The following is a 25373-nucleotide window of genomic DNA, read 5'->3' on the forward strand; positions in this document are numbered from 1 at the left end:
GAACGTGTAGGTCCGGGTGGCGGAATGGCAGACGCGCTAGCTTGAGGTGCTAGTGCCCGTATAGGGCGTGGGGGTTCAAGTCCCCCCTCGGACACCAGAGTTCATGGATATCCACGCGAGATCAACTTCCTCTCGCGTGGGGGCGCGAGCCGCGACGAATCATATGTGCGCACCGACTCCAGGGAACCGGTGCCACCTGCGCTGAGACCCTCGCCCTCGCGCTGGCGAGGGTCTAGGTGAATCGCGACCGACCGCACCCTCGCCGGCGACGATGTCCATCCCGTCAACCTATACCCGTAACGCATGGGTGAAGTCGCAGCGACCAAGACCGGCATCGTTCGTCGGCGGCCCGAGACGCCGCCGGACTGACCGACACTCGCATCACCCGCTTGGTGCCCACGCGTTCACCCATGGGGCTGAAGCGCGGCAGGTCGAGCCTTCCCGTCATCTGCCCTTTGGGTGTGTGGTGACGAGGCGGCGGCGCCTCACGGCGACGCGTGCAGCGGCAGGTTGCCGTCGCCTCTCGCCAGCACGGCACGTTCGTGGCAGCTCCCGGGGCGAACAGCTGCTGCGAACGGCGCGGGAAGGGCCGGTGGTGCCAGCCTTTCCCCGCGTTCAGCGCGTTAGCCAGCCACCGCGCTGGCGACAGGCTGCGAGCTGTTTGTCCTTCACCCGTTCCTCACCGTGTGTCAGGGCAGGGTGATCGGAAGCGGGACGCCCTCGTGGCCTCGCCCGCAGGCGCAGGTGGACGGGTCGGGCGGCAGTGCCGGAATGGCCTGGTAGAGCACCTCACGTAGTCGCTCGACGTTTGCGGCGAAGATGCGCAGCACCTCGGCGTGGCGGACCGCGTCGGCTGCGTCGAGTCCAGCGTCGAGGTCGGTGACTACGGCGATGGGGGTGTAGCACAGCTCCAGTTCACGGGCGAGGATCGCTTCTGGGTGCCCGGTCATATTGATCAGCTGCCAGCCCTGGCGGGCGTACCACTGTGACTCCGCTCGCGTGGAGAAGCGTGGGCCTTCCACCACCACCATGATGGCGCCGACGACGGGTTCGTATCCGACATGACGGGCGGCAGCGGCGACAGTCGTGCGTCCGTTCGGGCAGTACGGGTCGGCGAACGACGTGTGGACCGCACCGTCGTCGAAGTAGGTGCAGGCTCGTCCGCTGGTCCGGTCGACCATCTGGTCGGGGAGGACCAGCGCCCCGGGGGCCAGTGCCGTGGTGAGGGATCCGACGGCGCAGGGTGCGAGGATCTGGCGTACCCCGAGCGCGCGCAGTGCCCAGAGGTTGGCTCGGTAGTTGATGCGGTGCGGGGGGAACCGGTGGTCGGTGCCGTGCCGCGGCAGGAACGCCACCGAGCGGCCACCGACGGTGCCGACGGTGACCGGGTCGGACGGGCGGCCGTACGGGGTGGAAACCTCGACCGCCGTGCCGCCGGCTACCAGGTGGTAGAGGCCACTGCCACCGATCACCCCCACCTCGGCTTGGGGCAGTTCCGCGTACCTGGTCATGCTCGTGCCTTCCTGCGGACAGCGGCCGGGGATCACCCGTTCAACGCGCGGACCCGTCGACCCGTCGCCAGCGGATCTGCCGCACGAGGTACCAGACGCCGCTGACCAGGAACAGCGCGGCGGTGACTACCAGCCAGCGGGCCAGGTACGGATGCTGGTTCTGACCGGTGGCGGCGAGATAGGTTTCCTGGCCCTGCCGCAGGATGCCGGGGAGATACACCAGGAACAGCAGCCCGGTGGCGAGTGCCGGCACCCGGATGTGGTTCAACGGTGACGGCTGCCCCGCGCGGCCCGGTATCAAGTGGTGTGCAGCGGGCGATCGGCCATCCGGGCCGGCGGGGCCGGAGCGCCCGAGCGCGCCGCGCAGCACCCGGTCGGCCGACGCGTAGATCGGAAAGAGGACGAGGTCGTGGGCGACGGCCGCCCCGACGAACCAGAGCAGCATCCGGCCAGCCGTGGCCTCGTCGGCGAGTCGGAGCGCGACCCAGCCGGTGAGGGTGAAGCAGGCGATCAGGAGGACCAGGTGCTGGAGGGACGATCCGTAGGCCGCTCGGAATCGGGGGAGAGGCTCAGCCATCGACGCTGGTCCGGAAGGTGATCTCGGTGACCCATTTCGTGCAGTGCACGCCGGGCAGGGCGGGGACGATCACCCGGGCGGGGAAGCCGTGGTCGGCCGAGAGGTCGGCACCGTTGACCCGTAGAGCGAGTAGGGAGTCGCCGTCGAGGACCTGGTTGGCCTGGAGGATCGCCTGGTTGAACAACCCGGACTTCTCCAGTGATCGCACCTGCGCCGACGCCGGATCGTCCACACCGACCAGGGCGGCGAGGTCACGCAGTCGTACGCCTGACCAGGTTTGTCGGGTCGACCACCCCTCCACGCAGGCGATCGGCAGGCGGGCGGTGTGCTGGCCCATGGCGAGCAGGCGGGGACGGTCGAGGGTGACGAGGCGATCGCCGCTCCGCACGGTCAACCGCCAGCGGTGCCCGGTCTCGTCCTTGGGGATGCCTGCCGCGGCGGCGGTGCGGTTGATCGGGAAGCCGTTCGGGCCGGTGCCGGGCTGACGTCCGCGGGGCAGTAGCAGCGCGGTGCGGCGCCAGGGTCCGTCGAGGGTCTGCCCGATCGTGAGGGCGCCGAGCAGCAGGGACAGACCACCGACCAGGGCTATCGCGCCGCGTCGGCTCATCGTCGGCGCGCCGGGTGCGGTGGCCACCAGGTCGTCCGGATCGGGTGGCTCGGGCCGGGTCGCGGCCAGCGGGGTACGCAGCTCAGCTTGCAGGGGCTCGTGCTGCCCGGGTCGGTTGCGGTCCCGCAGGGCCGGCCGGGATCGGAGTGCGCTGACCATCCGGGGCAGCTTCAGCGTCACGTGTGCCACGAACGCCGCGATGAAGACCCAGGCTCCGAAGTAGTGCGCGGTGTAGAAGTCGAAGCCGAACAGGTAGGCGTACTGGATGTTGAGTAGGCCGGTCGCAATCTCGAAGAGGATGCCACCAACCAGCAGGAGGAGGGACAGCCGTTCGAGCACCTGGGCCAGGGAGCGGGCCGGTGGCCAGCTGAAGAGTTTCGGGATCACCGACCAGAGCTTCCCCAGCACCACGGGAATCAGGATGATGCCGAGCGTCACGTGCAACCCCTGGGTGACCCGGAACAGCCAGGACGGCCGAGTCGGCCAGTCGAATGGCGGCAGCCGTAACCAGCCCACCTCGCGGGGGAGGGCCTGGCCGAACTGGGGGCCGTAGGCGGCGTAGTCGAGCAGCCCGGTGATGATCACCAGCGGCAGCCCGAGGAGGAGCACGGCGCCGTAGACGGCGGTGAGCCACGGACCGCGCAGCGGGCTGCGCCAGCGGTCCGTGGCCAGGCCGGGGACTGGTGGAGGGTGCCGTTCAAGGGCACGCCACCACCGCTGCGGGAAACCCGTCGGCCGGTCCGTCACACCCATACCACGGGACGCTAGACGCCACAGGTGCCCGATCTGGTGCATTCCGGCGATACCGATCGCCTGGCAAGGCGGGTGAAATGACCGCGCCCCGGCCGAGTGCCGTCTACGGTCACCGGGATGCGGGTACTGCTCACCGGCGCGGCCGGTTTCATCGGATCGCAGATCGCCGACCTGCTCGTCGCCGAGGGTCATGACCTGGTGGCGCTCGACGCGTTGCTGCCTCAGGCGCACGGCGGGGAACTCCCCGAGTGGTCCCGGCGGCACGACCCGGTGGTCGGTGACGTCCGGGACGCCCGCCTGCTGGACCGGCTTCTGGCCGGTGTGGACGCGGTGTGTCACCAGGCGGCGATGGTAGGGCACGGGCTGGACCCGTCCGACGCCCCCGACTACGTCAGCCACAACGACTACGCCACGGCGGTGCTGTTCGCCGCCATGCACCGCGCCGGCGTGACCCGGCTGGTGCTGGCCAGCTCGATGGTCGTCTACGGCGAAGGTCGGTACGTCTGCCCGACGCACGGCGCCGTGCGGCCCGCCGCTCGCAGCGTCGCCGACCTGGCCACCGGCCGGTACGAGCCACCCTGCCCAGGCTGCGCGGGCACCCTCTCGCCCGCTCTGGTGCCTGAGGACGCGCTACTCGAGCCGAGAAGCACGTACGCGGCCACCAAGCTTGCCCAGGAACACCTCGCTGCCGCGTGGGCGCGGCAGACCGGCGGGAGCGTCTGGGCGTTGCGCTATCACAACGTCTACGGCCCCCGGATGCCCCGGGACACCCCGTACGCGGGGGTTGCCTCGATTTTCCGGTCCGCGCTGGCGGCGGGTCTGCCGCCGAGGGTGCTGGAGGACGGACGGCAGCGCCGCGACTTCGTCCACGTCACCGACGTCGCCCGGGCCAACCTGCTGGCGTTGACCGCGGCGCCACCGCGCGGCCTCGTGCCGGTCAACGTCTGCTCCGGCGAACCGCACACGGTCGGTGAGCTGGCCGTCGCCCTCGCCGAGGCGATGGCCGGGCCGGCGCCGCTGATCGCCGGTGGCGGCCGGGCGGCCGACGTCCGACACGTGGTCGCCGACCCCCGACGGGCGGCGGAACTGCTCGGCTACACCGCCCGGGTCGGGTTCGCCGAGGGCGTGGCCGCCTTCGCCACGGATCCGCTCCGGGAACCGGCCGCCCTCACCGCCTGAGACCGTCGCCCTGCGGATCAGGAGACCGTCCACAGCAGGTGGCTGACCGCGAGGGCGGTGACCACCTGCCCGGCCAGGCAGACCCGTCGGGCGGGCGGTGGCAGGTGGGCGGCGGCCACCAGCAGCCAGACCACGAACGGTAGCCAGATCCGTTCCACCTCCGCCTTGCTCAGCCCGGACAGGTCAGCCGCGCCGACCGCCAGCACGGCGGCCAGCGGCAGCAGCACCGTGGGCCCAGCTTCCCGCAGGGCGATCATCCCGGCTCGGTCCGGCGCGCGCCATCGCATCGCAACGGTCCGCGCCGGACCGGCCGACGCGAGCGCGCTCCGGCGCAGCGCGGGCCCGAGCACCGGGCCGGCGCAGAGCAGAAGCGCCGCCAGGTTCGCCCACACCCAGTAGCCGTACGGGCGTTCTGCGGCCCAGCCCTGGTGATACCGCTCGACCACCAGGTGGTAGCCGTCCAGCCACCAGAAGCCGGCCAGGGTGAACGCGGCCACCACCGTGCCGACCCCGGCCACTGCCACGAGCAACGCCGACCACCGGTCCCGCAGGCGCAGCGCCACCACCGCCAGGGCCAGGGCCCCGGCCAGCACGAAGCCGTACGACAGGTAGAGGGCGAAGCCGAGCAACAGGCCCCCGACCGCGGCGGCGACCAGTCCGCGCACCGCCAGCAGGGCCAGGCCCGCCGCGACCACCCCGGTGAAGATGCCGTCGGCTGAGACTCCCACCCAGATCGCGCCGGGCAGCAGTACCAGGAACGGCAGCACGTCACGGGCCGCCTGCCCCGCACCGAGCGCCCGCAGCGTCACCGGCACCGACACGGTCACCGTCGCTCCCACCAGCACGCATGCCAGGGCGGCGGCGGTGGAACCGCCGAGGCCGATCCGGTCCAACCCGACGAAGACCAGCAGAGCCCCCGGTGGATGGCCGGCGGTGTGGGTGGACCACGCCTCCGGCTGGAAGTCGAGAATCCGGGCGCTGAAGCCGGCCAGCATGGCCTTGACGTCGGTGACCCGGGGCGCCTCGTGCAGGTATTCAGCCTGCGGGGTGAGTCGCCGGGTGAAACCGGCCGACCAGCCGTCCACCAGCGCCAACGACATCGTCCAGGCGACCGCCGCAAGGTAGGCCGCGACCAGCAGCCGCCCCCACCCGGCGGTCCGCGCCCACCGCACGCCCCAGCCGAGCACCCCGGCGGCGACCAGAAGCGCGGCCGGCGTGCCCCAGCCCAGGTGCGGACGCCAGGTGGCGTAGAGCGGCGCGGCGTCGGCGTGCAGACCGACACCGCGCGCGTTGAGCAGCAGCCCCACCGCCACCGCGGCGGCGACCAACGCGACCTCGACGCCGAGCACCACCAGGTCGGCGTCGACGCGTCGGGCGGGCACTTCCGGTCCCCGCCGCTGGGGCGCGAGCACTTTCATGACCACCGGACGGTACGGCCATCGCTGGCCCGGTGCTGCGGGAACGGGCAGGACACCACCGTTCGGTGCGGGAGCGACGCTGGCAAGGATGCTGATGGTCCGATTTAGCCCATCTCGGGCGGCTTGGCGTCCTAGCGTTTCCGGTATGCCATCACCGATCGACGTGGTACTGCCGTGCCTCGACGAAGCCGCGGCACTACCCGGCGTCCTGACCGCCCTGCCACCCGGTTACCGGGCGATCGTGGTGGACAACGGCTCCCGGGACGGTTCACCGGAGGTCGCGGCCCGGCACGGCGCCCGGGTCGTCCACGAAGCGCGCCGGGGCTACGGCGCGGCCGTACACGCCGGCCTCGAGGCTGCCGAGGCCGAACTGGTCTGTGTGCTCGACGCCGACGGCTCCTTCGACCCGACACAACTCCCGGAGCTGGTCGAGCCGGTGGCCAGCGGATCGGCCGATCTGGTGGTCGGTCGTCGTCGGCCCGTCACCGCCGGCGTCTGGCCGTGGCATGCCCGCGCCGGCACCGCGCTTGTCGCGGCGCTGCTGCGGCACCGGGGCATACCGCTGCGCGACCTCAGCCCGATCCGGGTGGCCCGCCGCGACGCGCTGCTCGGCCTCGGAGTCACCGACCGCGCCTTCGGATACCCGTTGGAACTACTCATCCGCGCCGCCGCCGCGGGCTGGCGGATCCGGGAACTCGACGTGCGGTACTCCCACCGCGCCGCCGGCACCCGGTCGAAGGTCTCCGGCTCGGTACGCGGCACGCTCCGCGCGACCCGCGACTTCGCCGGGGTCCTGCGCACCGTGGAGCGATCGCGGTGACCGTCCTGCTGGTGATGGCGAAGGCACCCGTGCCCGGGTCGGTGAAGACCCGTCTCTGCCCACCGGCCAGCCACGTTCAGGCGGCCCGGATCGCCGCCGCAGCATTGCTGGACAGTCTGGACACCGTACGCGCCACACCCGGCGTCACACCCGTCCTCGCTCTCTCCGGTCGGCTGGCCGACGCCGAGGAAGCCGCCGAGCTGACCGCCGCGATCGACGGCTGGCAGATCCTCCCGCAGCGCGGCGCCAACCTCGGCAACCGTCTCGCCAACGCCCACGCCGACGTGGCGGACGCCTATCCCGGTCGACCGGTGCTCCAGATCGGTATGGACACGCCTCAGCTCACGCCGGCGCACCTCGACGACGCCGTCCACCGCCTCACCCTGACCGACGCCGTCCACCGCCTCACCCTGACCGACGCCGTACTCGGCCCCGCCGTCGATGGCGGGTGGTGGGCCCTGGGTCTGCACAACCCCCGGCACGCCGCCGTGCTGGGGACCGTGCCGATGTCCACCGCATCGACCGGACACCACACCATCGCGGCCCTGCGCGAGCGGGGCTTGCGCGTCGATTCTCTACCCCTCCTTCGCGACGTCGACGAGTGGCCCGACGCGCTGGCGGTGGCCGCGTCGACTCCCGGCGATGCGTCGGCATGGCCGATGGACGGTTGTCCTGGGTGGGCCGCGGCAGTCCTGCCCGGGCAGTCCGGGGGCGAAGACGCCGCCCATCCGGCGCGGCACGCTACCGGCAGCCGCTTCGCGCGCCAGGTCGCGGCGATCCAGCGCAGCCTGACACCCGGGTTCCCAGGATGAGCCGTCGCCTACGGGCCAGACCGACCGAGGCATTCGGCAGTGCATTACGGCACCGCACCGACGACCACTGGCTGGTACACGGCCACAACGGCCAGCGCAGCCGCCTACCGGTACGCCGGTGGCACGGTCCAGCCGAACCGGCGGTGGCCGCACTCGTCGCCCGGTGCACCGGCCCGACCCTCGACCTGGGCTGCGGTCCAGGCCGGCTCACACTGGCACTCACCCGGGCCGGACTGACATCGGTCGGAGTCGACATCTCCGCGCACGCGGTCCACCTGACCCGAGCCCGAGGCGCGATCGCCCTCCAGCGGGACATCTTCGCCCCACTGCCCGCAGAAGGGCGCTGGGCGCATGTGCTCCTGATAGACGGAAACATCGGCATCGGCGGTGACCCCGTCACCCTCCTCGGCCGGTGCCACGACCTGCTGCGCCCCGGCGGCACCGTGCTCGTCGAACTCGAACCACCAGGTCCCGGATTGTGGCGCGGTCAGGCCCAACTGGCCATCCAGGCCGCCTGCGGTAGTTCGCGCCTCGGGCCACCGTTTCGGTGGGCCCGGCTCGACACCATGGCGGTCACCGGCGTGGCCGCTGCCGCCGGGCTCACTGTCCGCGAGGTGTTCCGCCGCGATCGTCGCTGGTTCGGCGAGTTGGACACGGACAGCTCTGGCGCTGTCAACCCAAGGAAGTGAGGTCAGTGCCGGCGAACGTCTGCTCGGCGGTCCACCGGGGAGCATCACGCCCGCCCGTGACCTAGCCGAGGTCCGGCGGTGCGGGGGGGTGGACCGCCCACCCACCATCGAGGACCACCTGCGGCACCTGCTCGCCGGACCCACCGAGGCCGAACGCGACAGCGACCTGACCAGCGCGCTGCCGGGAGCGGTCAACGCCGCCGGTGCGACAGTGACCGGCGCCCAGGCCCGAGTCGCGGTCGACGAACCCGCTAATGACGCCGGGCGCAGTGACGAGGTCCTCGCCTTCGGGCAGATCGTCTGCACCCTCACCAGCCGCGATGACGTCACCAGCGTGTCGTTCCTGCGCGACCGCAGGCCGTTGGGTGTGCCCCGCGCCGACGGATCACTGTCCGAGCAGCCGCTCAGCCGCACCGACTACGCCCCACTGATCAGCGCACGGTGAGCTGGCCGTCGGCGGGATGGCGGCCGACGAAGGCGGTACACGCGGCGTTCACTCCTGCGTGCCATCGCTGACCGCCCAGGTGCGACCGAAAGGACCTGGCGTTGCTCCGGCCGGCCGGGGCGCCTGTCCCGCAAGCCCCTGCCCGGCAGTGGGGATGTCACCGCCGGGCCTGCCCCTTCGCCCGGGCTCGGCACGCCTGTTGCCGACCGGCCAGGCTGATAGGTTGATCTCAGGTGTGCCGGGAAGTCTGGTCGGCGTTGCGATGACGGCTGACCAGAACAGGAGAGGCGCCGAATGAGCACCCTGGCCTGGATCGCGGTGGCCGTGTTCGCCGCCGCGTACGTCCTGATTGCCACGGAGAAGATCAACCGGGTGGCGGTGGCCCTGGGTGGGGCCTCGATCATGCTGGCGATCGGGGCGACAGACGCCGAGCACGCGTTCTTCTCCGAAGAGGCGGGCATCGACTGGAACGTCATCTTCCTGCTGCTGGGGATGATGCTGATCGTCGGCGTGCTGAAACGCACCGGCCTGTTCGAGTACCTGGCGATCTGGAGCGCGAAGAAGGCCCGAGGCCGCCCGTTCCCGATCATGGTCATCCTGGTCGTGGTGACCGCCGTGGTGTCGGCGGCGCTGGACAACGTCACCACGGTGCTGCTGGTAGCGCCGGTGACACTGCTGGTCTGCGAGCGGCTCGACGTGCCGCCGATCCCATTCTTGATCGCCGAGGTGATGGCGTCCAACATCGGTGGCGCGGCCACCCTGGTCGGCGACCCACCGAACATCATCATCGCCAGCCGGTCGGGGTTGACCTTCACCGACTTCCTGAACGTCATGGCCCCGTTGGTGCTGATCGTCATCGTCGTGTTCATCGGCCTGTGCCGGATCATGTTCCGCAAGTCGTTCCGCTACGACGCCGAGCGCGCCGCCCGGGTGATGGCGCTGCGGGAGGCGGACGCAATTCGCGACCGCCGCCTCGTCGTGATCAGCCTGGTGGTCCTCGGGGCGGTGCTGCTCGCGTTCAGCCTGCACACGGTGCTGCACCTGGAGCCGTCGGTGGTGGCCATACTCGGCGGCCTGCTGTTGCTGGCGTTGTCCCGGCTGAACGCCGAGGACGTGGCCAAGGACGTCGAGTGGCCGACGCTGGTGTTCTTCGCCGGCCTGTTCATCATGGTCGGAGCACTGGTTGCCACCGGGGTGATCGACAGCATCGCCAGGTCGGCGACCGAGGCCGTCGAGGGCAAGCTGTGGCCGGCCACCATGTTGCTGCTGTGGGCGTCGGCGGGGTTGTCGGCGATCGTGGACAACATCCCGTACGTGGCCACGATGAGCCCGATCGTCGGCGAGTTGGTGAACGCTGAGGGCGGGCTCGGTAAGGCTCAGGTGCTCTGGTGGGCGCTCGCCATCGGTGCTGACTTCGGCGGCAACGCCACTGCCATCGGCGCCTCGGCGAACGTGGTGGTGCTCGGCATCGCCGACCGCGCCGGACACAAGATCACGTTCTGGGGGTTCACCAAGTACGGTCTCATCGTCACCGTGATCTCGGTGGCAATCTCGGTGCCGTATCTGTGGCTGCGATTCTTCTGACGCTCAGGTGCCCAGCATCCGGTCGAGCAGCCCATCCAAGGTGATCGCGCCGGTCATCACCCGGTTGCGGTCGACGACAGCGACCAGCGGCACGTTCGAGCGGGCCATCACCGAGGCGACCTCGAGCAACGTGGCGTCGGCGCTGACCGCCGGCAGGTCCGGACGGTTGCGGGGCAGCAGATCCGCCACGGTGCGGTTACCGATGCCCTCCAAGATCACGTCGGCGGCGGCCTCGTCGATCACCCGGGCCAGCGCCGGATCGTCCTGACAGTAGGACGGCAGCGCCATCCGCAGCACCTGCGTGCCGGCCAGCACCGTCGACGGGCGGCCCCTGCTATCCACCACGATCAGGCCGGGCAGGTCCTGCGCCGCCAGGATCCGCGCGGCCTCCCGGGCGGGCATGTCCTCGGTAACGGTTTCCATCGGGATGGCCACGTCGCTCGCGCGCATGCACCGACGATACGCCGGGGCCACCGCCTCGACCGCGCTGATGCCGCGTGTCAGTCCGCCTGCGAGCGCCCTACTGCTGGTAGACGTCGGGCACGTCGTCACGGTCCCGGTCGACCTGCTCGGCCTCGTAGATCTGCTGGTACACGCGGTTACGCACCCGCAAGATGACCATGGCGAGCACGGCGGCGATCACCGAGCCCGCCAGCACGGCGATCTTGACCCGGCCGTCGGCGTCGCTGCCGATACCGAAGGCGAGTTCGCCGATCAGCAGCGAGACGGTGAACCCGATGCCGGCCAACACGGCCAGCCCAGCCACGTCGATCCAGGCCAACCCCGCGTCCAGCCGGGCCCGGGTGAACCGGGCGACGAGCCAGGTCGCGAGCAGGATGCCGATCGGCTTGCCGACGACCAGACCGAGCATGATGCCCACAGTAACGGGGTCGGTGACCGCCTCCGCCAGGCCGTCCAGCCCGCCGACGGCCACCCCGGCGGACATCAGCGCGAACACCGGCACCGCGACGCCGGCGGAGATCGGCCGGAATCGGTGCTCGAAGTGCTCCGCCAGACCGGGCCCGGGCCCGGCGTTCCTGGAACGCAGCACCGGGACGGCGAAGGCGAGCAGCACCCCGGCGACGGTGGCGTGCACACCGGAGGCGTGCACCAGCGCCCAGGTCGCGAACGCCAGCGGCAGCAGCAACCACCACGAGCGCACCCGGCGCTGCACCAGCAGCGCGAACAAGCCCAGCGGCACCGCCGCGGCCAGCAGCGGCAGCACCGACAGGTGGGCGGTGTAGAAGACCGCGATGATGACGATCGCCAACAGGTCGTCCACCACTGCCAGGGTCAGCAGGAAGGTGCGCAGCGCGCTCGGCAGATGCCGGCCGATCACCGCCAGTACGGCGAGGGCGAACGCGATGTCGGTGGCGGTCGGAATCGCCCACCCTTTGACCGCGCCACCCCAGTTCACCACCGCGTACAGCAAGGCCGGCACGAGTACGCCACCGACCGCGGCGGCGACCGGGACCGCGGCCCGGCGGGGATCACGCAGATCGCCCGCCACGAACTCGCGCTTGAGTTCGAGACCAGCGACGAAGAAGAAGATCGCCAGCAACCCGTCGGCCGCCCACATCCCCAGCGACAGGTCGAGGTGCAGCGCGTGCGGCCCGACGGTGAGCGCCGTCATCGCCTCGTAGCGGTGCGCCCACGGCGAGTTCGCCCAGATCAGCGCCACGACGGCACCGACCAACAGCAGCGCGCCACCGATCGTCTCCTTGCGCAGCACGTCGGCAATGCGACGCGCCTCGGCCCAGGAACCACGGCCGAGGACACGAGGGGGCAACTGAGGGTTCGACGTCACAAGCAGGCCAACTTTCAAGAAGACGGGTCGGAGCCAATTGCCGACCAGACTTCCCGGCGCACCGGAACCCATCGTACCGGCGCCCACCGCTGCCGAGGCCTCGACCACCTACTGCCGGCGGTGCCCCTCGTCACTGCGCATCAGTCGCAGGCGCCGGTTCCCCACACCCAGCACCACCGCTACCACGAAGATTGGCGTAAAACCCTGCGGAGCGGGAGTCGGTGGCGCGCCGTCAGCGAGGACGCCGACGAACACGCCAGCGGCCATCGCCGCCGTGACCAGTGTCGCGCCAATCGCACAGCGATGCGGCGAGCAGGCCGCAGGCGGCCGCCATCACCATGACGCGCCCCACCGGCTCCTCGGCGGAAAAAACCACCGCAGCGGCGAACGCGGCCACCACCACACCGGCCGCGCCCGCGACCAACTCCCGGATCAGTGCGATCCCGCGGTTCTCTGCTTCTTCGGCAACGCTCACGATTCCAGTTTCATCTCGCGCCCACCCAGTCCCGCACGCTCATGCGGCCGGGAACCTGACTCCAACGATAGGCGTGCAGGGCGAATGATGGGGACCGCCGTGGATGTCCTTACTGGCCGTCCCCGCCGAGGAACTCCGTCGCCGACCGGAGTGATGGCCCTTGGCGCGTAGCTGTCATGACAGGACATCGCCTGTCCTCAGGCCTATGCCGCATGCCCCGTCTTCGCCACCCAAGTCCCGCTGAGTACGACCAGAAACACGAGAGTGGCAAGCATCCATGCTAGCCAGGACGGACCGTCAGGACGCACTACAGTCCATACAACGATCAAGGACCCGATCACCACCACCGCCAGGCCCGCGAGCTGCTGCGGCAGAAGATCACCACCTACATCAAGGCCGACCTCCACGCCGTGGCCGCCGCCCTCGCAGCCCTCACCGGCCAGCCACACCCACTGGCCGTCGAACAGCGAGGGCTTCCACGGCCACCGGCATAGCCCTGCGAGCCACCGAGCTGGAGAAACACCTTGTCCTGCCCTCGTGGCAGGAGAGCCGGAAGGCGTAGCCGCACCGCAATGCTGCGGTACCTGCTCCACGGAGCGGGCTCGGTGGCGCAGGAAGCCCTCCGAGGCGAGCTAGGGCTGGGCGCTGTGGTGGCGCTGGCCCGTCCTCGCTCTGGTAGACGGGATGGTGCCGGTGGCGTGCGGACTCGGAGCTGTGGATCTCACGGCAGGGTTTTCCGAGCGCTCCGACCACAACCTCGAAGGTCATGGCTGCAGATCGACCTTCACTACCAATTCAAGGTCATGCTCCGCGATCGATGCTGTCTGCCGGTCGCCCCGGCCTGACCGCGCCAGGGCCCGCCGTTCGGCGGACCCTGGCGCCACAGAGGAGATCAGCGCAGGGTGTCGATGTCGATGACGAACCGGTACCGCACGTCCGAGGCGAGCACCCGCTCGTACGCGTCGTTGACTGCCTCGGCGTCGATGACCTCGACCTCGGGAGCGATGCCGCGCTCGGCGCAGAAGTCCAGCATCTCCTGCGTCTCGGCGATGCTGCCGATGCTGGAGCCGGCGAACGAGCGTCGATTGCCGAACAACGCGAAGACGGGGACCGGCAGCGGCTCCGGCGGGGCACCCACGCTGACCAGCGTGCCGTCCAGACGCAGCAGGCCGAGGTAGCTGGCCATGTCGATCGGTGCGCTGACCGTGTTGATGATCAGATCGAAGCTGTTCCGGAGCGCCTCGAACGTCGCCGGGTCCTTGGTGGCGTGGTAGTGCTCGGCTCCGAAGCGCAGGCCGTCGTCCTTCTTGGCGAGCGTCTGTGACAGCACTGTCACCTCGGCGCCCATCGCCGCGGCGATCTTGACGGCCAGGTGGCCCAGACCACCCAGGCCCACCACGGCGACCTTCTTGCCGGGCCCGGCGTTCCAGTGCGCCAAGGGGGAGTACGTCGTGATGCCCGCGCACAGCATCGGCGCGGCCGCCTCGTACGGGATGCTTTCCGGCACCCGCAGCACGAAGTCCTCGTTCACGACAATGTGGGTCGAGTACCCGCCCTGGGTCACGGTGCCGTCCCGGTCGACGCCGGCGTACGTCTGGGTGTTGCCTTTGAGGCAGTACTGCTCGTTTCCGGTGCGGCAGTTCTCGCACTCGCGACACGAGTTGACCATGCAACCGACACCGGCACGGTCGCCGACCGCGTGGCGGGTGACGTCGGCGCCGACCTCGGTGATCCGGCCGACGATCTCGTGGCCAACGGTGAGCGGGTAGGGAACGCTGCCCCAGTCGCCGCGCACGGTGTGGATGTCAGAGTGGCAGATGCCGGCGTAGCGGATTTCGATGAGAACATCGCGCGGGCCCAGGTCCCGCCGTTCGATCGTGGTACGCACGAGCGGTTCGGTGGCGGAAGGCGCGGCGATGGCGTTGACGGTGAAGATGATGTCCTCCGGTGACGTGATGCTGACCTACCTGCACCTCACCACAGCCGTGGCTGCGTTGCGAGTCTCTGCCAATGGGTGTACTGCCAGTACCCCTTACAAGCGCGCGGCGCTGCTCCGGCTGGTACGGCCCTGGAGTTCAGGGCGTGCGGTGGTGCAGGACACCGTTACCTGTTGTTGCGGCGCCCGCCGCCGTCTTTTCCGGGCGGGCCAGCACGAGCAGGCCGATCATCGAGAGCGCCGCGCCGGCGAGCATGAGCAGTGCCATCGGTACGGCGGTGTGCTCGCCGCCGAGCCCGGCGATCGGGGCGATGATCCCGGCGGCGACCCACTGGACGAACCCGAGAATCGCCGAACCGGTCCCGGGATGCCCGGGCACCTCCGCGGAGGCGAGCGCACCGCCGTTGGGGCCGATGAGGCCCTGGGCGCTCATCAGCACGAAGAAGCACACCACCGCGAGCAGCATCGGTGTGCCGAGCCACAGCGCGCCGACGAGCATCGCCACACCCGCGGCGAGGGCCGCGACCTGGCCGATGAGAATGACCTTGCGGGTGGCGACCCGCCCGGCCAGCCGTGCGGCGATCAGAGCCGCCACCGTCATGCCGCCGGCATTGACGGCGAAGTCGACCGAGTACGCGATGGGCGACATTCCATTCATCGACTGCAACACGAATGCCGAGGTGGCGACATACGCAAACAGCGCACCCATCGCTGAGCCGCTGACCAGCAGGTATCCGACGTAACGGCGCCGAGCGAGGACCTGCCGCCCAGCAACGGCGAACGCCCGCAGACCCCCGCCGTGCCGGCGTTCGACCGGCAGCGACTCCGGCACGGCGAGCAGCACCGCCAACGTCATCACCACACCCAGGGCCGCGACAACCCAGAACGACACCCGCCAGTGCGACACCTGCAGGATGACCGCGCCCAGCAGCGGACCGGCGATCGGGGCGACGCCGCCCACACCGGCGATCACGTTCAACAGGCGGATCAGCCGCGCACCGGCCGCCAGGTCGACGATCACCGCCCGGCCGATCACCATCGCCCAGCCGCCACTGAAGCCCTGCACCAGCCGGGCGACCATCATCACGCCGATGGACGGGGCGAGAGCACAGACGACCGAGGCACCGCTCATCAGCACGATCGCGGCGATCAGCGGCCGGCGCCGGCCGCGCTGGTCGGAGACCGGTCCGCCGATCAACTGGCCCAGCGCCATGCCGACGAAGAACGTGGTCAGGGTGAGTTGCACCTGCGTCGCGGACGCGGTCAGGTCACCGGCGACGCGGGGGAACGCTGGCACGTACATGTCGGTGGCCAGCGGGGCGATCGCGGTCAGGAGGATCACTGTCGCGACCAGGGCGGAGGTGATCCGGGCCTGACGGCGTACCGGGTCGGGAACGAGACTGGCTTCGGTGGCGGACGTGAGCGGGGACAGTTCGTCCCTCCGGGTGGTTGATGCCGCGGTCATGCATCAAGCACATCTCGCACGCCGCACTAGAGAAAGTCCCTGACAATGGGTGTACCAGCAGTACATCGCACCTCTCCGCGGCCCGTCGTATCGTCGAAGTCGTGGACAACCGAGTCGAAGTACGCGAGTTCCTCACCACCCGCCGCGCCAAGATCAGCCCGGAGCAGGCCGGGATCCCGACCGCTGGGCAGCGCCGGGTGCCAGGGCTACGGCGCAGCGAAGTCGCCGCGCTGGCCGGGATGAGCGTCGAGTACTACGCCAAACTCGAACGCGGTCAGCTGGCCGGGGTCTCCGCCAGCGTGCTGGACGCGATCGCCCGTGCGTTGCGACTCGACGACGCCGAACGGACTCACCTGCTCCGCCTCGCCCAGGAGGCAAACGGCACTAACGCGTTGCTGCGGCCGAGCCGCCGCCCGAAGCAGTGGACGGCCCGGCCCAGCCTGCAATGGTCGCTCGACGCCATCACCACTCCGGCGATCCTGGTCAACAACCGGCAGGATCTGCTCGCCGCCAACCACCTCGGCCGAGCAATGTACAGCGACGTCTACACCGACCCGGCTAACGTGCCCAACTTCGGTCGGTTCACGTTCCTCGACAGCGCTGCCCGCCGCTTCTACCCCGACTGGAACCTCGCCGCCGACATGACCGTCGCGAACCTGCGCACCGCGGCCGGCAAGGACCCACACGACAAGGGCCTACACGACCTGGTCGGCGAGTTGTCCACCCGCAGCGACGACTTCCGCCGCCGCTGGGGCGCCCACAACGTGCGCACCCACGGCACGGGCACCAAACAGTTCCACCACCACGTCGTCGGCGAGCTCACCCTGGCGTACGAGAGCATGGACCTGCGCGCTGAGCCGGACCTCACCCTGACCATCTACGCCGCCGAGCCGGCCTCACCGACCGCCCAGGCGCTGGCTCTTCTCGCCTCGTGGGCCGCCACCGCCGTCGACAGCGATGAGTCGGTGCGTCCGCTGTAACTGCCATCACATCCCAGGTGACCGGGACGGCCCACTTGAACGAAACCTATGGGGCGGTGGTCATCGACGACTACTTCCGAGTCGCCTCCGGCGAGATCCGCGGAAACGACGACCGACACTCATGGCCAGGTTGACCAACCTGCCTGGGCAGTACAGGTAGCCCAGTCCGCTGCGTCTGGGCTCGTCGCTTAACAGGTTCCGGCGGTGGCCGACGGAACCTGCCGTGTCCGCAGGTCCGCTCAGCGGTTGTCGGTGGTGCAGCACCCGTCCCCGCACGCATTGGCGTCGCCGCTGGCGGCGGGGGAGCGCAGGGCAGCAGCCGGGGCGCAGCAGGCGCGGCGGAGCGGCACCCGCTGCCACCAGGTGAGACACCGCCAGAGCCATTCGAGCGGGCCGTACCGGAAGGACCGCAGCCAAAGCACGCTGAAAATCGCCTGCACGACCCCGATCGCCAGGCCCAGTCCGACCACGGCGCCGTAGGAGGATCGGGAGCCGATGTCGAGCAGCGCATCACCGGCCACGATCAGGAACGACGCGGCGACGTAGTTGGTGAGCGCCACCCGACCGAGCGGCGATAGCAGCGCGCCGAGCGGGCGTCGCAGGGCGGTTCGCATCAGCAGCAGGAACCCGACGGTGAAGAGGAAGGCGAAGGCGAGCCCGGCCGGCAGGATCCGGTAGTTGGCGGTTGGGCCGACTCCAGCCCGGAACTGCAACCACCCAGTCACCGCGGCGACCGGCACCGCGACGGCGAGTGCGACCGCGAGTTGCCGGCCCCGCGACGGCAGCGTGTCCGGGATGTCGTACTCCGCGATTGCCAGGCCGAGCAGGAAGAGGCCCGGGATGATGAAGAGACCGTTGAAGGTCAGCGCGGCGGCGAGGGTCAACACGATGCCCAGCCCGAGCGCCCAGCGGCGGGACAGGTACGACGCCGGCAGGAGCACAACCAGCCCGAACACGGCGTAGAACTTCAGCACTTCGCCGGGCTGGATCAGGGTGTGCAGCGCGCCGAAGAGGCCCAGCCAAACCAGCCGGCGCAGCAGCACCAGCCGGGGGCGGTCGATGCGTCGAGCCGCCGTACGCAGGAAGAGCGAGAAGCTGATCCCGAAGAGCAGCGAGAAGATCGGGAAAGGTCGTTGTACGAAGAGCAGCTCCCAGACGTACGCGCCGAGGTGCTCACCGGCCGGTCCGGAAACCCGGGTCAGGTGGGTCATCTGAACGATGTTGAACATGACGATGCCGAGGAGCGCGAGCCCACGCAGCGCGTCAAGTTCGTCGATGCGGCGGGGCCCAGCCGGTTGCGCCACGGGATCGGTCGAGTGTGCCATCCGGCAATGCCACCGCAGTCGTACCCGGTCGGGACAGGCCCGGAGGTCGCCTCCGCAACCTTCCTTCGTCGCGTCCCCCGGTCCCTTCGTCGGTACTCATGCCGCTCGCCGCGCCGATCCGGGCCGGCCCGGCTAACCTGCAACGCATGAGCGCGGTGGACCGCCGAAAGGTGCCGCCAATCGCCGTCGACGTGCTGCTGGTCGTCCTCGCGGCGACGGCCGGCGTGGCCCGTGAGGTCGCCTTCCCGAGCGCCGGTTCGAGGCATCTCCCGGCCCCGGTCTGGGTCTACGCGGCGGCGCAGGTCGGCGCGGCGGCCACCCTGCTGCTGCGCCGACGCCGGCCGTACCCGATGGCCCTGGTCATCGCCGGCGTCAGCCTGCTGGTGCCAGCGTCGGCGGTCTTCCTCGCGCCGTACGCGCTGATCGTCTACGGACGCGACCGTCGGCGGTCCTGGCCGGTGATCGCGGCGCTCGGGGTGTGCTGGCTGCTCGGCGCGCGGCTCTGGACGGTTGACGACCCGTTCAGCGGGCCCGGACTGCTGGCCATCTCGGCCCTGCTCGGCCTCTACGTGAGTGCCCGCCGCCGGCTTGTCGCGGAGCTGCTCGACCGCGCCGAACGAGCCGAGCGGGAGCGGCTGCTCCTTGCCGAGCAGGCCCGTAGCGACGAGCGGCTCCGGATCGCCGGCGAGATGCACGACGTGGTGACCCACCGGATCAACCTGATGGTGCTGCACGCCGGGGCGCTGGGCACCAGCGCGACGGATCCCGCTGTGCGCAGCGCCGCCGAAGAGCTGCGGACGGCGGGCTGCCAGGCGCTGGCCGAGCTGCGCGACCTGGTCGGTGTGCTGAGGCATGGCGACCCACCGGCAACCCGCGTCGCAGCGGAGGACCGGGCTGCGGAGGGCGGCCTGAACGATCTCGTGACCGACTCGCGCGCGGTCGGTCTGCCGGTCCGTCTCGACGAGGAGGGTGACCCGTCGGCACTGGCACCGGCCGTGCGGCGCACCCTCTTCCGGGTGGTACAGGAATCCCTGACGAACGTCCACAAGCACGCGCCGGGCTCGCAGGTGACCGTGTCGATTCGCTATCAGCCGGATCTGGTCCGCGCGACCATTACCAACGACCGGCCCGATCGTGCCCCCGACCCGGACCTCGCCGCTGCCGGCGGGGGCTCCGGCCTGGCCGGCCTGCGGAGTCGGGTCGACGTGCTGGGCGGCACCCTGGCCGCGGCGGCGACCCCGGAGGGCGGCTTCGCGGTGCGGACCACCCTGCCCGGGCACGTGCCGACCACCGCCACGCGATGATCCGGATCCTGCTCGTCGACGACGAACGGATGGTCTGCGCCTACCTGCGGACGATTCTCGAAGCAGCCCCGGACGTCGAGGTCGTCGGCGAGGCGTACGACGGTGCAGAGGCCGTGGAGGCGGTGACCCGGTACCGGCCGGACCTGGTCCTGATGGACCTGCGGATGCCGGGCGTCGACGGGCTCACCGCCATCGAGCACCTCACCCGGGCCTCGGCGCCGCCGAGGATCGTCGCGCTGACCACGTTCGACCTCGACGAGTACGTGCTTCGGGCGATGCGGGCGGGTGCCGTCGGTTTCCTGCTCAAGTCGACGGCGCCGGAGGATCTCGTCAACTTGGTACGGGTCGCCGCAGCCGGGCACACGGTGCTGTCCCCGTCCGCGACCCAGCGGCTGGTGGCGAGCCGGCACGACGGAGAACGGGTCCGCGAACTGGTCGCCACGCTCACCGCCCGGGAGGTCGAGGTCCTCGGCTGTCTCGGCGCCGGCCGCTCCAATCAGCAGATCGCCCGACGACTGCACCTCTCCGAGGCGACGGTCAAGGGGTACGTCTCCCGACTGTTGGAGAAGCTCGGCTGCGACAACCGCACCCAGGCCGGCCTGCTGGCGCATCGGGCCGGCATCCCGGCGAACTGAGAGCACCCGGCTCAGTCGCGCAGCCGGCCCGGCCAGGACGGCGATCGGCCCTGACCTGCGACGGGGCGAGACCGCAGGTCAGGGCCGTTGCGGTTGGTGCGCCGTCAGGCCGGCACGTGACCGGCCGTCCAGCACGCCGAGTGGCTGTGGCAGGCGACGTATGCCGCGAGCGCATCGTGCAGCGCCGCCAGTCGCGTTGCCGAGAGCCCGGCGGCGATGTTGTTGAGCTGGTGGGGGTCGACGGTGCGGTTGTAGTACTCCCGTTCGCCGTTTGAGTACTCGACGTAGGTGTAGGTCGCTGTCCGTAGGGCCTCGTAGGTGACTGGGCTGCCGTTGCGCCGGTCCTGGGCGTCGGGGTCGTCGGCTGCCTGGTTGGGGCCGTGGTGCTCGATCAGCGCCCCGGTACGCCAGTTCGGTGCCGGGTCGCCCTGCGCGAGGGGGAGCAGGTTGCGCCCGTCGACGTGCGCGCCGACGTCGGCGGAGCCGATGCGTTGGAAGGTTGGTGCCAGGTCGATGTTCTGCACGATCTCGGCGCGCTGCGATCCGGGGACGACGCCCGGCCCGGCGACGACGAGCGGAACCCGCACGTCGGTGTCGAAAGCCGTTTGCTTGCCACCGGTCAGCCGGTACTCGCCCATGTGGAAGCCGTTGTCGGAGCTGAACACCACGTAGGTGTTATTGGCAATGCCGCTGGTGGTGAGTTGGGCGCGCAGGTTGCCGATCAGTCGATCGACCGCCTGTACGGACTGGGCGCGCTTGCGGAAGTTCGTGTCCAGGGTGCTCTTCTCCTGTGCGGTCAGCGGCCCGTTGCCGGCCAGCCAGGACGGCGGGTTGGTGGGCAGCCGGTCGTACGCTGCGGTGCGCGGGGCCGTGAGGCCGGGGAAGTCCTCGAGGTCTTGGTTGGCCGGGGTGAACGGGCTGTGCGGGGCGAAGGTGGAGACCTCCAGCAGGAAGGGCGTGTTCGCCGCAGCCGAGCGTTGGATAAAGTCTTTGCCCTTGCGGGACAGCACGTTGGTCAGATAGTCGGCCGGTTGGTTGCCGTAGTGGACGATGGTGTGGTTCTCGTTGAGGTCGTAGTTGTACTCGGAGTATCCGTTGCCCGCGACGTACCACTCCGACCAGCCGGGTGGGACGTACGGCAGCGAACCACCCTGCGTGTCCGCCGGCAGGTAGCCGTTGAGGTACTTGCCGAGGAAGCCGGTCCGGTAGCCCTTGCCCTGCAATGCTGTCGCGAAGGTGCGGTTCTCGTTGCCCCGGCCCTTGAAGACCGCGAACCCGCCGTCGGTCCCACCATTGGTGAACACGCCGGTGTCGTGTGGGAACTGGCCGGTGAGGATCGACGAGCGGGACGGGCAGCACAGCGAGTCGGTCACCGTGTAGTTGGTGAAGGTGACCCCCTCACTCTGTAGTCGCTGCACCTGCGGCAGGTATTGCACGAGGTTCCACGCGAGGTCGTCGACGAGAACGAAGATGATGTTGGGTGCGGTGGCCGTGGGCGCCAGAGCGGGCTCCGCGCCGCGTGCCGGTGTCCACGCGGTGAGCAGAGCCAGCCCGGCTACGAGGGTGGCGGCGAGGAGGCGTCGGTAAGTGATAGCCATGCTGCCAAGCCTGGCCAAGATTTGTCAGCATCTATTCAACAAGTGGTGATGATCCGATCAACACCCCGGTAGCCTCACCGCCCGGTCCGCCGCCACCGTGGCCATCGGGGCGAGTGGGCTCCGGCCGACGCCGATGAGTGCCGCCCGAGGTGGCAGGCAGCCGACGGATCAGTGCCGCCAGTCGCCTGAGGCGAGGGGTAGGCTGCCCGGCTCGCGGCCCGACGAGCGGCAGTCCGGTAGACGACGGATGCTCGCCTGATGACTGGACCGGATCTCGACCCCGAACAGTATCCGCCCATCGACCCGGGTGAACCGGTGCCTGACGACGCGGGCGTGCTTCTGCCTGGCGCGCCGGACGAGCTCCCCGAAGCTCCGACCGAACCGATGCCAGACGACGGTGGCAACGCCGGCGGCGTGCGCGAGCCGGCATAGATCCGTTCGCGATCGAGCGTGACACCAGCAGTACCGCCGATGCCGGCGCTGACGGCGCTCAAGACGTCGGCGTGCCCTGAACAGCCTTGAACTGCGCCCAACGGCATCGAACGTTCCTCAACTGCACCCACCCCTGCCTGCGGCTCCACGTTTACCCAGGTCAGGTCGGGTGCGGCGTCCTGTTTCGGCGCGGAGTGCTCTGCGGTTCTGCGCAGCGGTCGACAACGCTCCATGTTACCTGGCAGGGGAGTGTGCGCAGGTCAAGGCGGTAAGGAGCCACTGGTTGGCCTGGCCTTGCAGATGGGAGCAGATTGGGTGCAAAGTGGTCAGGTGGTGTTGTTCCCACGATGGCTGGCGCCGGCCGGCGTCTCGAGTTGCCTAACGCCGCGCCTGCAGGTGCTGTAGATCCAAGTAGAGCGTTGCGAGTCAGCGGGCCGAAATCCGCCGCAGGACCGTCATTTAAGACTCCGATCTGCCTGCTCGGCGCTGTGGCCGCTACCGATCAGCCATGGGCGGGCTGTCCGTTGTCCTGTCGGCGGCAGGACTGCCGTGCGTGCCTTGACAGGAAGGCGGAGCAGCAGGACAGTCGACATATTCATAGACATGCAACTATCTACGGCGAGGTGTGCCCATGCGGAAGTCGCTGACTGCTGTGGCCGCCATCGCTGTTGCCATGGTCGCGATGATGGCGGCGATCTCACACGCCAGTGCGGCGAACGCGGCGGCCGGGTGTCGGGTGAACTACGTCGTCACCAGCCAGTGGACCGGTGGCTTCCACGCCGACATCGCGGTCACCAACTTGGGTGACCTAGTCAACGGGTGGACGCTGCGGTTCGCGTTCCCTGCAGTCGATCAGCGGCTCACGCAAACCTGGAGCGCCACCTGGGCCCAGGCGGGCCAGCAGGTCAGCGCGACCAATCTGGGCTGGAACGCGACCCTGGGCACGAATGGCTCCGTGAACATCGGTTTCGTTGGCGCCTGGTCGGGCAGCAACCCCATACCGGCGTCGTTCACGCTCAACGGCGTCACGTGCACCGGCGGCGTCCTGCCCAGCGTGACGCCGACCCGGACGGCCACACCGCCGGTCGCTGACTGGCCGGCGATCGTCACCTGGCTCAGCCCGACCGCCGGCGCGGTGTACACCACGCCGGGGACCGTCCCGCTGGCGGCGACCGCGACCGTGGGAGGCGGACACAGCATCACCTCGGTGTCGTTCCGGGTGGACGGCGTCACGGTGGCCCGGGGGGTGAGGACGACCGGTGACCGGTACGAGGCGCTGTGGACGCCACCGATCGGGGAGCCCGGCACCAGCACCACCTTCGTGCTGTACGTCTCGGCCGGCACCGACCAGTCGCTGTCTGGCGCTGCGCCGCCGTTGCTGGTCACGGTGGTGACGCCGGCGTCCACCGGCGCCAACCACCCGCCGGCGGTGGCGTTGAGCACCCCCGGCGGGCAGACCTACTTCCTCGAGCCGACGACCGTCACGCTGGTCGCCGACGTCGCCGACACCGATCCCGGGGACCTCGTCAGCCGGGTGGAGTTCTACCTGGGCGCAACCCGGCTGGCCGTGACGCCGACCAACAGCGGACAGCGGTACCAGTTCCAGACGGCCCTGTCGGCCGGCACGTCATCCACCTTCACCGTGCGGGTCCACGATTCCCACGGCGGCGTCGGCATCTCGAACCCGCTGACCTTCACTATCCGTTAGCGCCTCGGCCCTCCGTTAAGGGCTGACCAAGTTCCTTCCACTGGCCGTCGATACGTTTGCGAGTCGGCACGGCGCTCTGGGTCAATTCGACCAGGCCATCAGGGTTGGCGGTGACCGTTCGGCAGGTCAGGAGGACGCCAGAGGCTGTCGTGCGTCTGTCGTCCGATTCGCGCGCTTGACGCCTCTCCGAGGATGGGCGCATGAGTCCGTATGACGAGGACCCAGTCACGATCGCTTTGCGTGTGGGGGTCGTGGTCCTCAGCCTGGGCTCGCTTGTAATCGGGGTGCGTGTGACCGTGTCCCGAAGGATTCCCGCCGCCTGGGTCCGGCTTGCGCGGCTGAAGGTGGGAGAGCCGTCCCAGCCCGTGCAGGTGGGAACCGCCCAAGCCGTGATCGGCGCGGGCCTGTTGATCGCACAGGCACCGTTTTTCATCTCCATGCCCCTTCCGCTTGGACGCGCCCTGTTCGCGGTGTCACTGCTGCTGTTGCTGCTGACGGCGGCAGGAGCCTTCTCGCTGCTCCGTCGCTAGCTGCGCATGGTGATGTCAGAGTTCGTCGGCGGACAGTGCGTAGCCCGTGCCGATCGACTCGATCGCTCCGTCGATCCACTGCATCGCCGGGCAGTTGGACATCTCCCGGGGCGGTGATCGACGGGACGTATGTTCGGGCGCTCAAGGGCGGCCCAAAACAGGTCCGAGCCCGGTCGACCGCCGCAAGCCAGGCTCGAAACACCACGCCATCACCGACGGGGTGGCATCCCACTCGTCGTGTCCCTGATGGCGGCAACCGTCACGGCGTCACCCACTACTGCCCCTGGTCGACAAGATCCCGCCGATCAAGGGCATCCGCGGCCGATCCAGACAGCGACCGAAACGCATCTACGCCGACCCCGGTTAACGGTGACTGCGGGGGACGGGTTCGGCCTGAGCTGGCGCCAGGTGATGACCCGGCCGCGGTGGTGGCGGGTCATCGGCCGAGCGCGATAGTCGCTCACCTCAAGCTCTCGCCCGGTATGCGACCCGGGCGGTGGCGTGCCGCGCGCAGGGACCTGAGCGAGAATGGGCCAGTTCGAATTCTGCACACCCCTGGAAGGACCCTCCCTTGGCCGGTGGACTCGTAGCCCTGCTGGATGACGTGGCGGTGCTGGCCCGGGCCGCTGCAGCGTCGATCGATGACATCGGGGCGGCCGCCGCGAAGGCCGGCGCCAAGGCTGCGGGCGTCGTCGTCGACGATGCTGCCGTCACGCCGCAGTACGTGCGGAGCCTGGCGGCCGAGCGCGAGTTGCCGATTATCAAGCGCATTGCCGTGGGGTC

Annotated in this window: 23 protein-coding genes, 1 tRNA gene and 2 pseudogenes; 15 read left to right on the top strand and 11 right to left on the bottom strand. The window is 70.0% G+C overall.

What is annotated here, in order from left to right:
* The first annotated feature begins 10 nt into the window (after positions 1 to 10).
* Positions 11 to 97, top strand: a tRNA-Leu gene (locus AB0A90_RS34475).
* Positions 98 to 689: 592 nt separating this feature from the next.
* Here AB0A90_RS34475 and AB0A90_RS34480 read toward each other — a convergent pair.
* From AB0A90_RS34480 to AB0A90_RS34490, 3 genes are read right to left on the bottom strand one after another with little or no spacing between them, the layout of a single operon-like run.
* Complete coding sequence (locus tag AB0A90_RS34480; protein WP_357256127.1) at positions 690 to 1511, bottom strand: S-methyl-5'-thioadenosine phosphorylase; 822 nt, start codon at positions 1509 to 1511, stop codon at positions 690 to 692.
* 40 nt (positions 1512 to 1551) lie between these two features.
* Positions 1552 to 2088, bottom strand: coding sequence for a hypothetical protein (locus AB0A90_RS34485; protein WP_357256129.1), 537 nt, complete (start codon positions 2086 to 2088; stop codon positions 1552 to 1554).
* Entirely contained in the window at positions 2081 to 3448 is a 1368-nt protein-coding gene (locus tag AB0A90_RS34490; protein WP_357256131.1) for a molybdopterin-dependent oxidoreductase, read from the bottom strand. The genes AB0A90_RS34485 and AB0A90_RS34490 overlap by 8 nt, the downstream gene beginning before the upstream one ends.
* Positions 3449 to 3565: 117 nt before the next feature.
* On the opposite strand from AB0A90_RS34490, the gene AB0A90_RS34495 reads away from it, so the two are divergent.
* Positions 3566 to 4627 (top strand): NAD-dependent epimerase/dehydratase family protein, encoded by a 1062-nt coding sequence (locus AB0A90_RS34495; RefSeq protein WP_357256133.1) that lies wholly within the window; start codon positions 3566 to 3568, stop codon positions 4625 to 4627.
* A gap of 17 nt (positions 4628 to 4644) precedes the next feature.
* Here AB0A90_RS34495 and AB0A90_RS34500 read toward each other — a convergent pair whose 3' ends face one another.
* Positions 4645 to 6045 carry a hypothetical protein gene (locus AB0A90_RS34500; RefSeq protein WP_357256135.1) on the bottom strand — a complete coding sequence of 467 codons (1401 nt, stop codon included), beginning with the start codon at positions 6043 to 6045 and terminating at the stop codon, positions 4645 to 4647.
* A 145-nt stretch (positions 6046 to 6190) separates the two neighbouring features.
* On the opposite strand from AB0A90_RS34500, the gene AB0A90_RS34505 reads away from it, so the two are divergent.
* The 5 genes and pseudogenes from AB0A90_RS34505 to AB0A90_RS34525 all read left to right on the top strand — a co-directional run bounded on the left by AB0A90_RS34505 (position 6191) and on the right by AB0A90_RS34525 (position 10395).
* A complete protein-coding gene (locus AB0A90_RS34505) occupies positions 6191 to 6865 on the top strand; it encodes a glycosyltransferase family 2 protein (RefSeq protein ID WP_357256137.1) in 675 nt (224 codons plus the stop codon).
* On the top strand, positions 6862 to 7677 hold the full coding sequence (locus AB0A90_RS34510; protein WP_357256138.1) for a DUF2064 domain-containing protein: 816 nt from the start codon (positions 6862 to 6864) through the stop codon (positions 7675 to 7677). The genes AB0A90_RS34505 and AB0A90_RS34510 overlap by 4 nt, the downstream gene beginning before the upstream one ends.
* Positions 7674 to 8366 (top strand): class I SAM-dependent methyltransferase, encoded by a 693-nt coding sequence (locus AB0A90_RS34515; RefSeq protein ID WP_357256140.1) that lies wholly within the window; start codon positions 7674 to 7676, stop codon positions 8364 to 8366. Before AB0A90_RS34510 ends, AB0A90_RS34515 begins: the two co-directional genes overlap by 4 nt.
* Positions 8367 to 8454: 88 nt before the next feature.
* A pseudogene (locus AB0A90_RS34520) lies at positions 8455 to 8811 on the top strand (GerMN domain-containing protein); the annotation flags it as partial.
* 294 nt (positions 8812 to 9105) lie between these two features.
* Entirely contained in the window at positions 9106 to 10395 is a 1290-nt protein-coding gene (locus AB0A90_RS34525) for an ArsB/NhaD family transporter (protein WP_357256142.1), read from the top strand.
* A 3-nt stretch (positions 10396 to 10398) separates the two neighbouring features.
* Here AB0A90_RS34525 and AB0A90_RS34530 read toward each other — a convergent pair whose 3' ends face one another.
* The 5 genes from AB0A90_RS34530 to AB0A90_RS34550 form a co-directional block, all read right to left on the bottom strand.
* On the bottom strand, positions 10399 to 10845 hold the full coding sequence (locus AB0A90_RS34530) for a CBS domain-containing protein (RefSeq protein ID WP_357256144.1): 447 nt from the start codon (positions 10843 to 10845) through the stop codon (positions 10399 to 10401).
* Between the two features lie 70 nt (positions 10846 to 10915).
* A complete protein-coding gene (gene nhaA / locus AB0A90_RS34535; protein ID WP_357256145.1) occupies positions 10916 to 12202 on the bottom strand; it encodes a Na+/H+ antiporter NhaA in 1287 nt (428 codons plus the stop codon).
* Between the two features lie 232 nt (positions 12203 to 12434).
* Complete coding sequence (locus AB0A90_RS34540) at positions 12435 to 12677, bottom strand: hypothetical protein (RefSeq protein WP_357256147.1); 243 nt, start codon at positions 12675 to 12677, stop codon at positions 12435 to 12437.
* 892 nt (positions 12678 to 13569) lie between these two features.
* Positions 13570 to 14613, bottom strand: coding sequence for an NAD(P)-dependent alcohol dehydrogenase (locus tag AB0A90_RS34545; RefSeq protein WP_357256167.1), 1044 nt, complete (start codon positions 14611 to 14613; stop codon positions 13570 to 13572).
* Positions 14614 to 14752: 139 nt separating this feature from the next.
* Complete coding sequence (locus AB0A90_RS34550; RefSeq protein WP_357256149.1) at positions 14753 to 16078, bottom strand: multidrug effflux MFS transporter; 1326 nt, start codon at positions 16076 to 16078, stop codon at positions 14753 to 14755.
* A gap of 101 nt (positions 16079 to 16179) precedes the next feature.
* Between AB0A90_RS34550 and AB0A90_RS34555 the strand changes: the two genes are divergently transcribed.
* Complete coding sequence (locus AB0A90_RS34555) at positions 16180 to 17058, top strand: helix-turn-helix transcriptional regulator (RefSeq protein WP_357256150.1); 879 nt, start codon at positions 16180 to 16182, stop codon at positions 17056 to 17058.
* Between the two features lie 239 nt (positions 17059 to 17297).
* Here AB0A90_RS34555 and AB0A90_RS34560 read toward each other — a convergent pair whose 3' ends face one another.
* Positions 17298 to 18383, bottom strand: coding sequence for a DUF418 domain-containing protein (locus AB0A90_RS34560; protein WP_357256152.1), 1086 nt, complete (start codon positions 18381 to 18383; stop codon positions 17298 to 17300).
* Between the two features lie 146 nt (positions 18384 to 18529).
* Here AB0A90_RS34560 and AB0A90_RS34565 point away from each other — a divergent pair, with 146 nt between their 5' ends.
* Together AB0A90_RS34565 and AB0A90_RS34570 are read left to right on the top strand one after the other, a co-directional pair.
* A complete protein-coding gene (locus tag AB0A90_RS34565) occupies positions 18530 to 19687 on the top strand; it encodes a histidine kinase (protein ID WP_357256154.1) in 1158 nt (385 codons plus the stop codon).
* Positions 19684 to 20322 carry a response regulator transcription factor gene (locus tag AB0A90_RS34570; RefSeq protein ID WP_357256155.1) on the top strand — a complete coding sequence of 213 codons (639 nt, stop codon included), beginning with the start codon at positions 19684 to 19686 and terminating at the stop codon, positions 20320 to 20322. Before AB0A90_RS34565 ends, AB0A90_RS34570 begins: the two co-directional genes overlap by 4 nt.
* Before the next feature lie 104 nt (positions 20323 to 20426).
* Here AB0A90_RS34570 and AB0A90_RS34575 read toward each other — a convergent pair whose 3' ends face one another.
* Positions 20427 to 21920 carry a sulfatase gene (locus AB0A90_RS34575; protein WP_357256156.1) on the bottom strand — a complete coding sequence of 498 codons (1494 nt, stop codon included), beginning with the start codon at positions 21918 to 21920 and terminating at the stop codon, positions 20427 to 20429.
* A gap of 258 nt (positions 21921 to 22178) precedes the next feature.
* Here AB0A90_RS34575 and AB0A90_RS34580 point away from each other — a divergent pair, with 258 nt between their 5' ends.
* The 5 genes and pseudogenes from AB0A90_RS34580 to AB0A90_RS34600 all read left to right on the top strand — a co-directional run.
* On the top strand, positions 22179 to 22352 hold the full coding sequence (locus AB0A90_RS34580; protein WP_357256158.1) for a hypothetical protein: 174 nt from the start codon (positions 22179 to 22181) through the stop codon (positions 22350 to 22352).
* A gap of 631 nt (positions 22353 to 22983) precedes the next feature.
* On the top strand, positions 22984 to 24060 hold the full coding sequence (locus AB0A90_RS34585; RefSeq protein WP_357256160.1) for a cellulose binding domain-containing protein: 1077 nt from the start codon (positions 22984 to 22986) through the stop codon (positions 24058 to 24060).
* A gap of 200 nt (positions 24061 to 24260) precedes the next feature.
* Positions 24261 to 24590: a hypothetical protein gene (locus AB0A90_RS34590; RefSeq protein WP_357256162.1), complete on the top strand. Its 330-nt coding sequence runs from the start codon at positions 24261 to 24263 to the stop codon at positions 24588 to 24590.
* Positions 24591 to 24675: 85 nt separating this feature from the next.
* Positions 24676 to 24954, top strand: a pseudogene (locus AB0A90_RS34595) (transposase); the annotation flags it as partial.
* Between the two features lie 207 nt (positions 24955 to 25161).
* Positions 25162 to 25373, top strand: a 212-nt coding sequence (locus tag AB0A90_RS34600; RefSeq protein ID WP_357256164.1) for a DUF808 family protein, incomplete at its 3' end; no start/stop codon positions are given.

The sequence above is a fragment of the Micromonospora sp. NPDC049204 genome (assembly GCF_040647935.1).
Classification (GTDB): Bacteria; Actinomycetota; Actinomycetes; order Mycobacteriales; family Micromonosporaceae; genus Micromonospora.

Excerpts from the sequence above, each read along its gene's own strand:
- AB0A90_RS34480 (WP_357256127.1), bottom strand. The coding sequence starts at position 1,511 with ATGACCAGGTACGCGGAACTGCCCCAAGCCGAGGTGGGGGTGATCGGT.
- AB0A90_RS34485 (WP_357256129.1), bottom strand. The coding sequence starts at position 2,088 with ATGGCTGAGCCTCTCCCCCGATTCCGAGCGGCCTACGGATCGTCCCTC.
- AB0A90_RS34490 (WP_357256131.1), bottom strand. The coding sequence starts at position 3,448 with ATGGGTGTGACGGACCGGCCGACGGGTTTCCCGCAGCGGTGGTGGCGT.
- AB0A90_RS34495 (WP_357256133.1), top strand. The coding sequence starts at position 3,566 with ATGCGGGTACTGCTCACCGGCGCGGCCGGTTTCATCGGATCGCAGATC.
- AB0A90_RS34500 (WP_357256135.1), bottom strand. The coding sequence starts at position 6,045 with ATGAAAGTGCTCGCGCCCCAGCGGCGGGGACCGGAAGTGCCCGCCCGA.
- AB0A90_RS34505 (WP_357256137.1), top strand. The coding sequence starts at position 6,191 with ATGCCATCACCGATCGACGTGGTACTGCCGTGCCTCGACGAAGCCGCG.
- AB0A90_RS34515 (WP_357256140.1), top strand. The coding sequence starts at position 7,674 with ATGAGCCGTCGCCTACGGGCCAGACCGACCGAGGCATTCGGCAGTGCA.
- AB0A90_RS34525 (WP_357256142.1), top strand. The coding sequence starts at position 9,106 with ATGAGCACCCTGGCCTGGATCGCGGTGGCCGTGTTCGCCGCCGCGTAC.
- AB0A90_RS34530 (WP_357256144.1), bottom strand. The coding sequence starts at position 10,845 with ATGCGCGCGAGCGACGTGGCCATCCCGATGGAAACCGTTACCGAGGAC.
- AB0A90_RS34550 (WP_357256149.1), bottom strand. The coding sequence starts at position 16,078 with ATGACCGCGGCATCAACCACCCGGAGGGACGAACTGTCCCCGCTCACG.
- AB0A90_RS34560 (WP_357256152.1), bottom strand. The coding sequence starts at position 18,383 with ATGGCACACTCGACCGATCCCGTGGCGCAACCGGCTGGGCCCCGCCGC.
- AB0A90_RS34565 (WP_357256154.1), top strand. The coding sequence starts at position 18,530 with ATGAGCGCGGTGGACCGCCGAAAGGTGCCGCCAATCGCCGTCGACGTG.
- AB0A90_RS34570 (WP_357256155.1), top strand. The coding sequence starts at position 19,684 with ATGATCCGGATCCTGCTCGTCGACGACGAACGGATGGTCTGCGCCTAC.
- AB0A90_RS34575 (WP_357256156.1), bottom strand. The coding sequence starts at position 21,920 with ATGGCTATCACTTACCGACGCCTCCTCGCCGCCACCCTCGTAGCCGGG.
- AB0A90_RS34580 (WP_357256158.1), top strand. The coding sequence starts at position 22,179 with ATGACTGGACCGGATCTCGACCCCGAACAGTATCCGCCCATCGACCCG.
- AB0A90_RS34585 (WP_357256160.1), top strand. The coding sequence starts at position 22,984 with ATGCGGAAGTCGCTGACTGCTGTGGCCGCCATCGCTGTTGCCATGGTC.
- AB0A90_RS34590 (WP_357256162.1), top strand. The coding sequence starts at position 24,261 with ATGAGTCCGTATGACGAGGACCCAGTCACGATCGCTTTGCGTGTGGGG.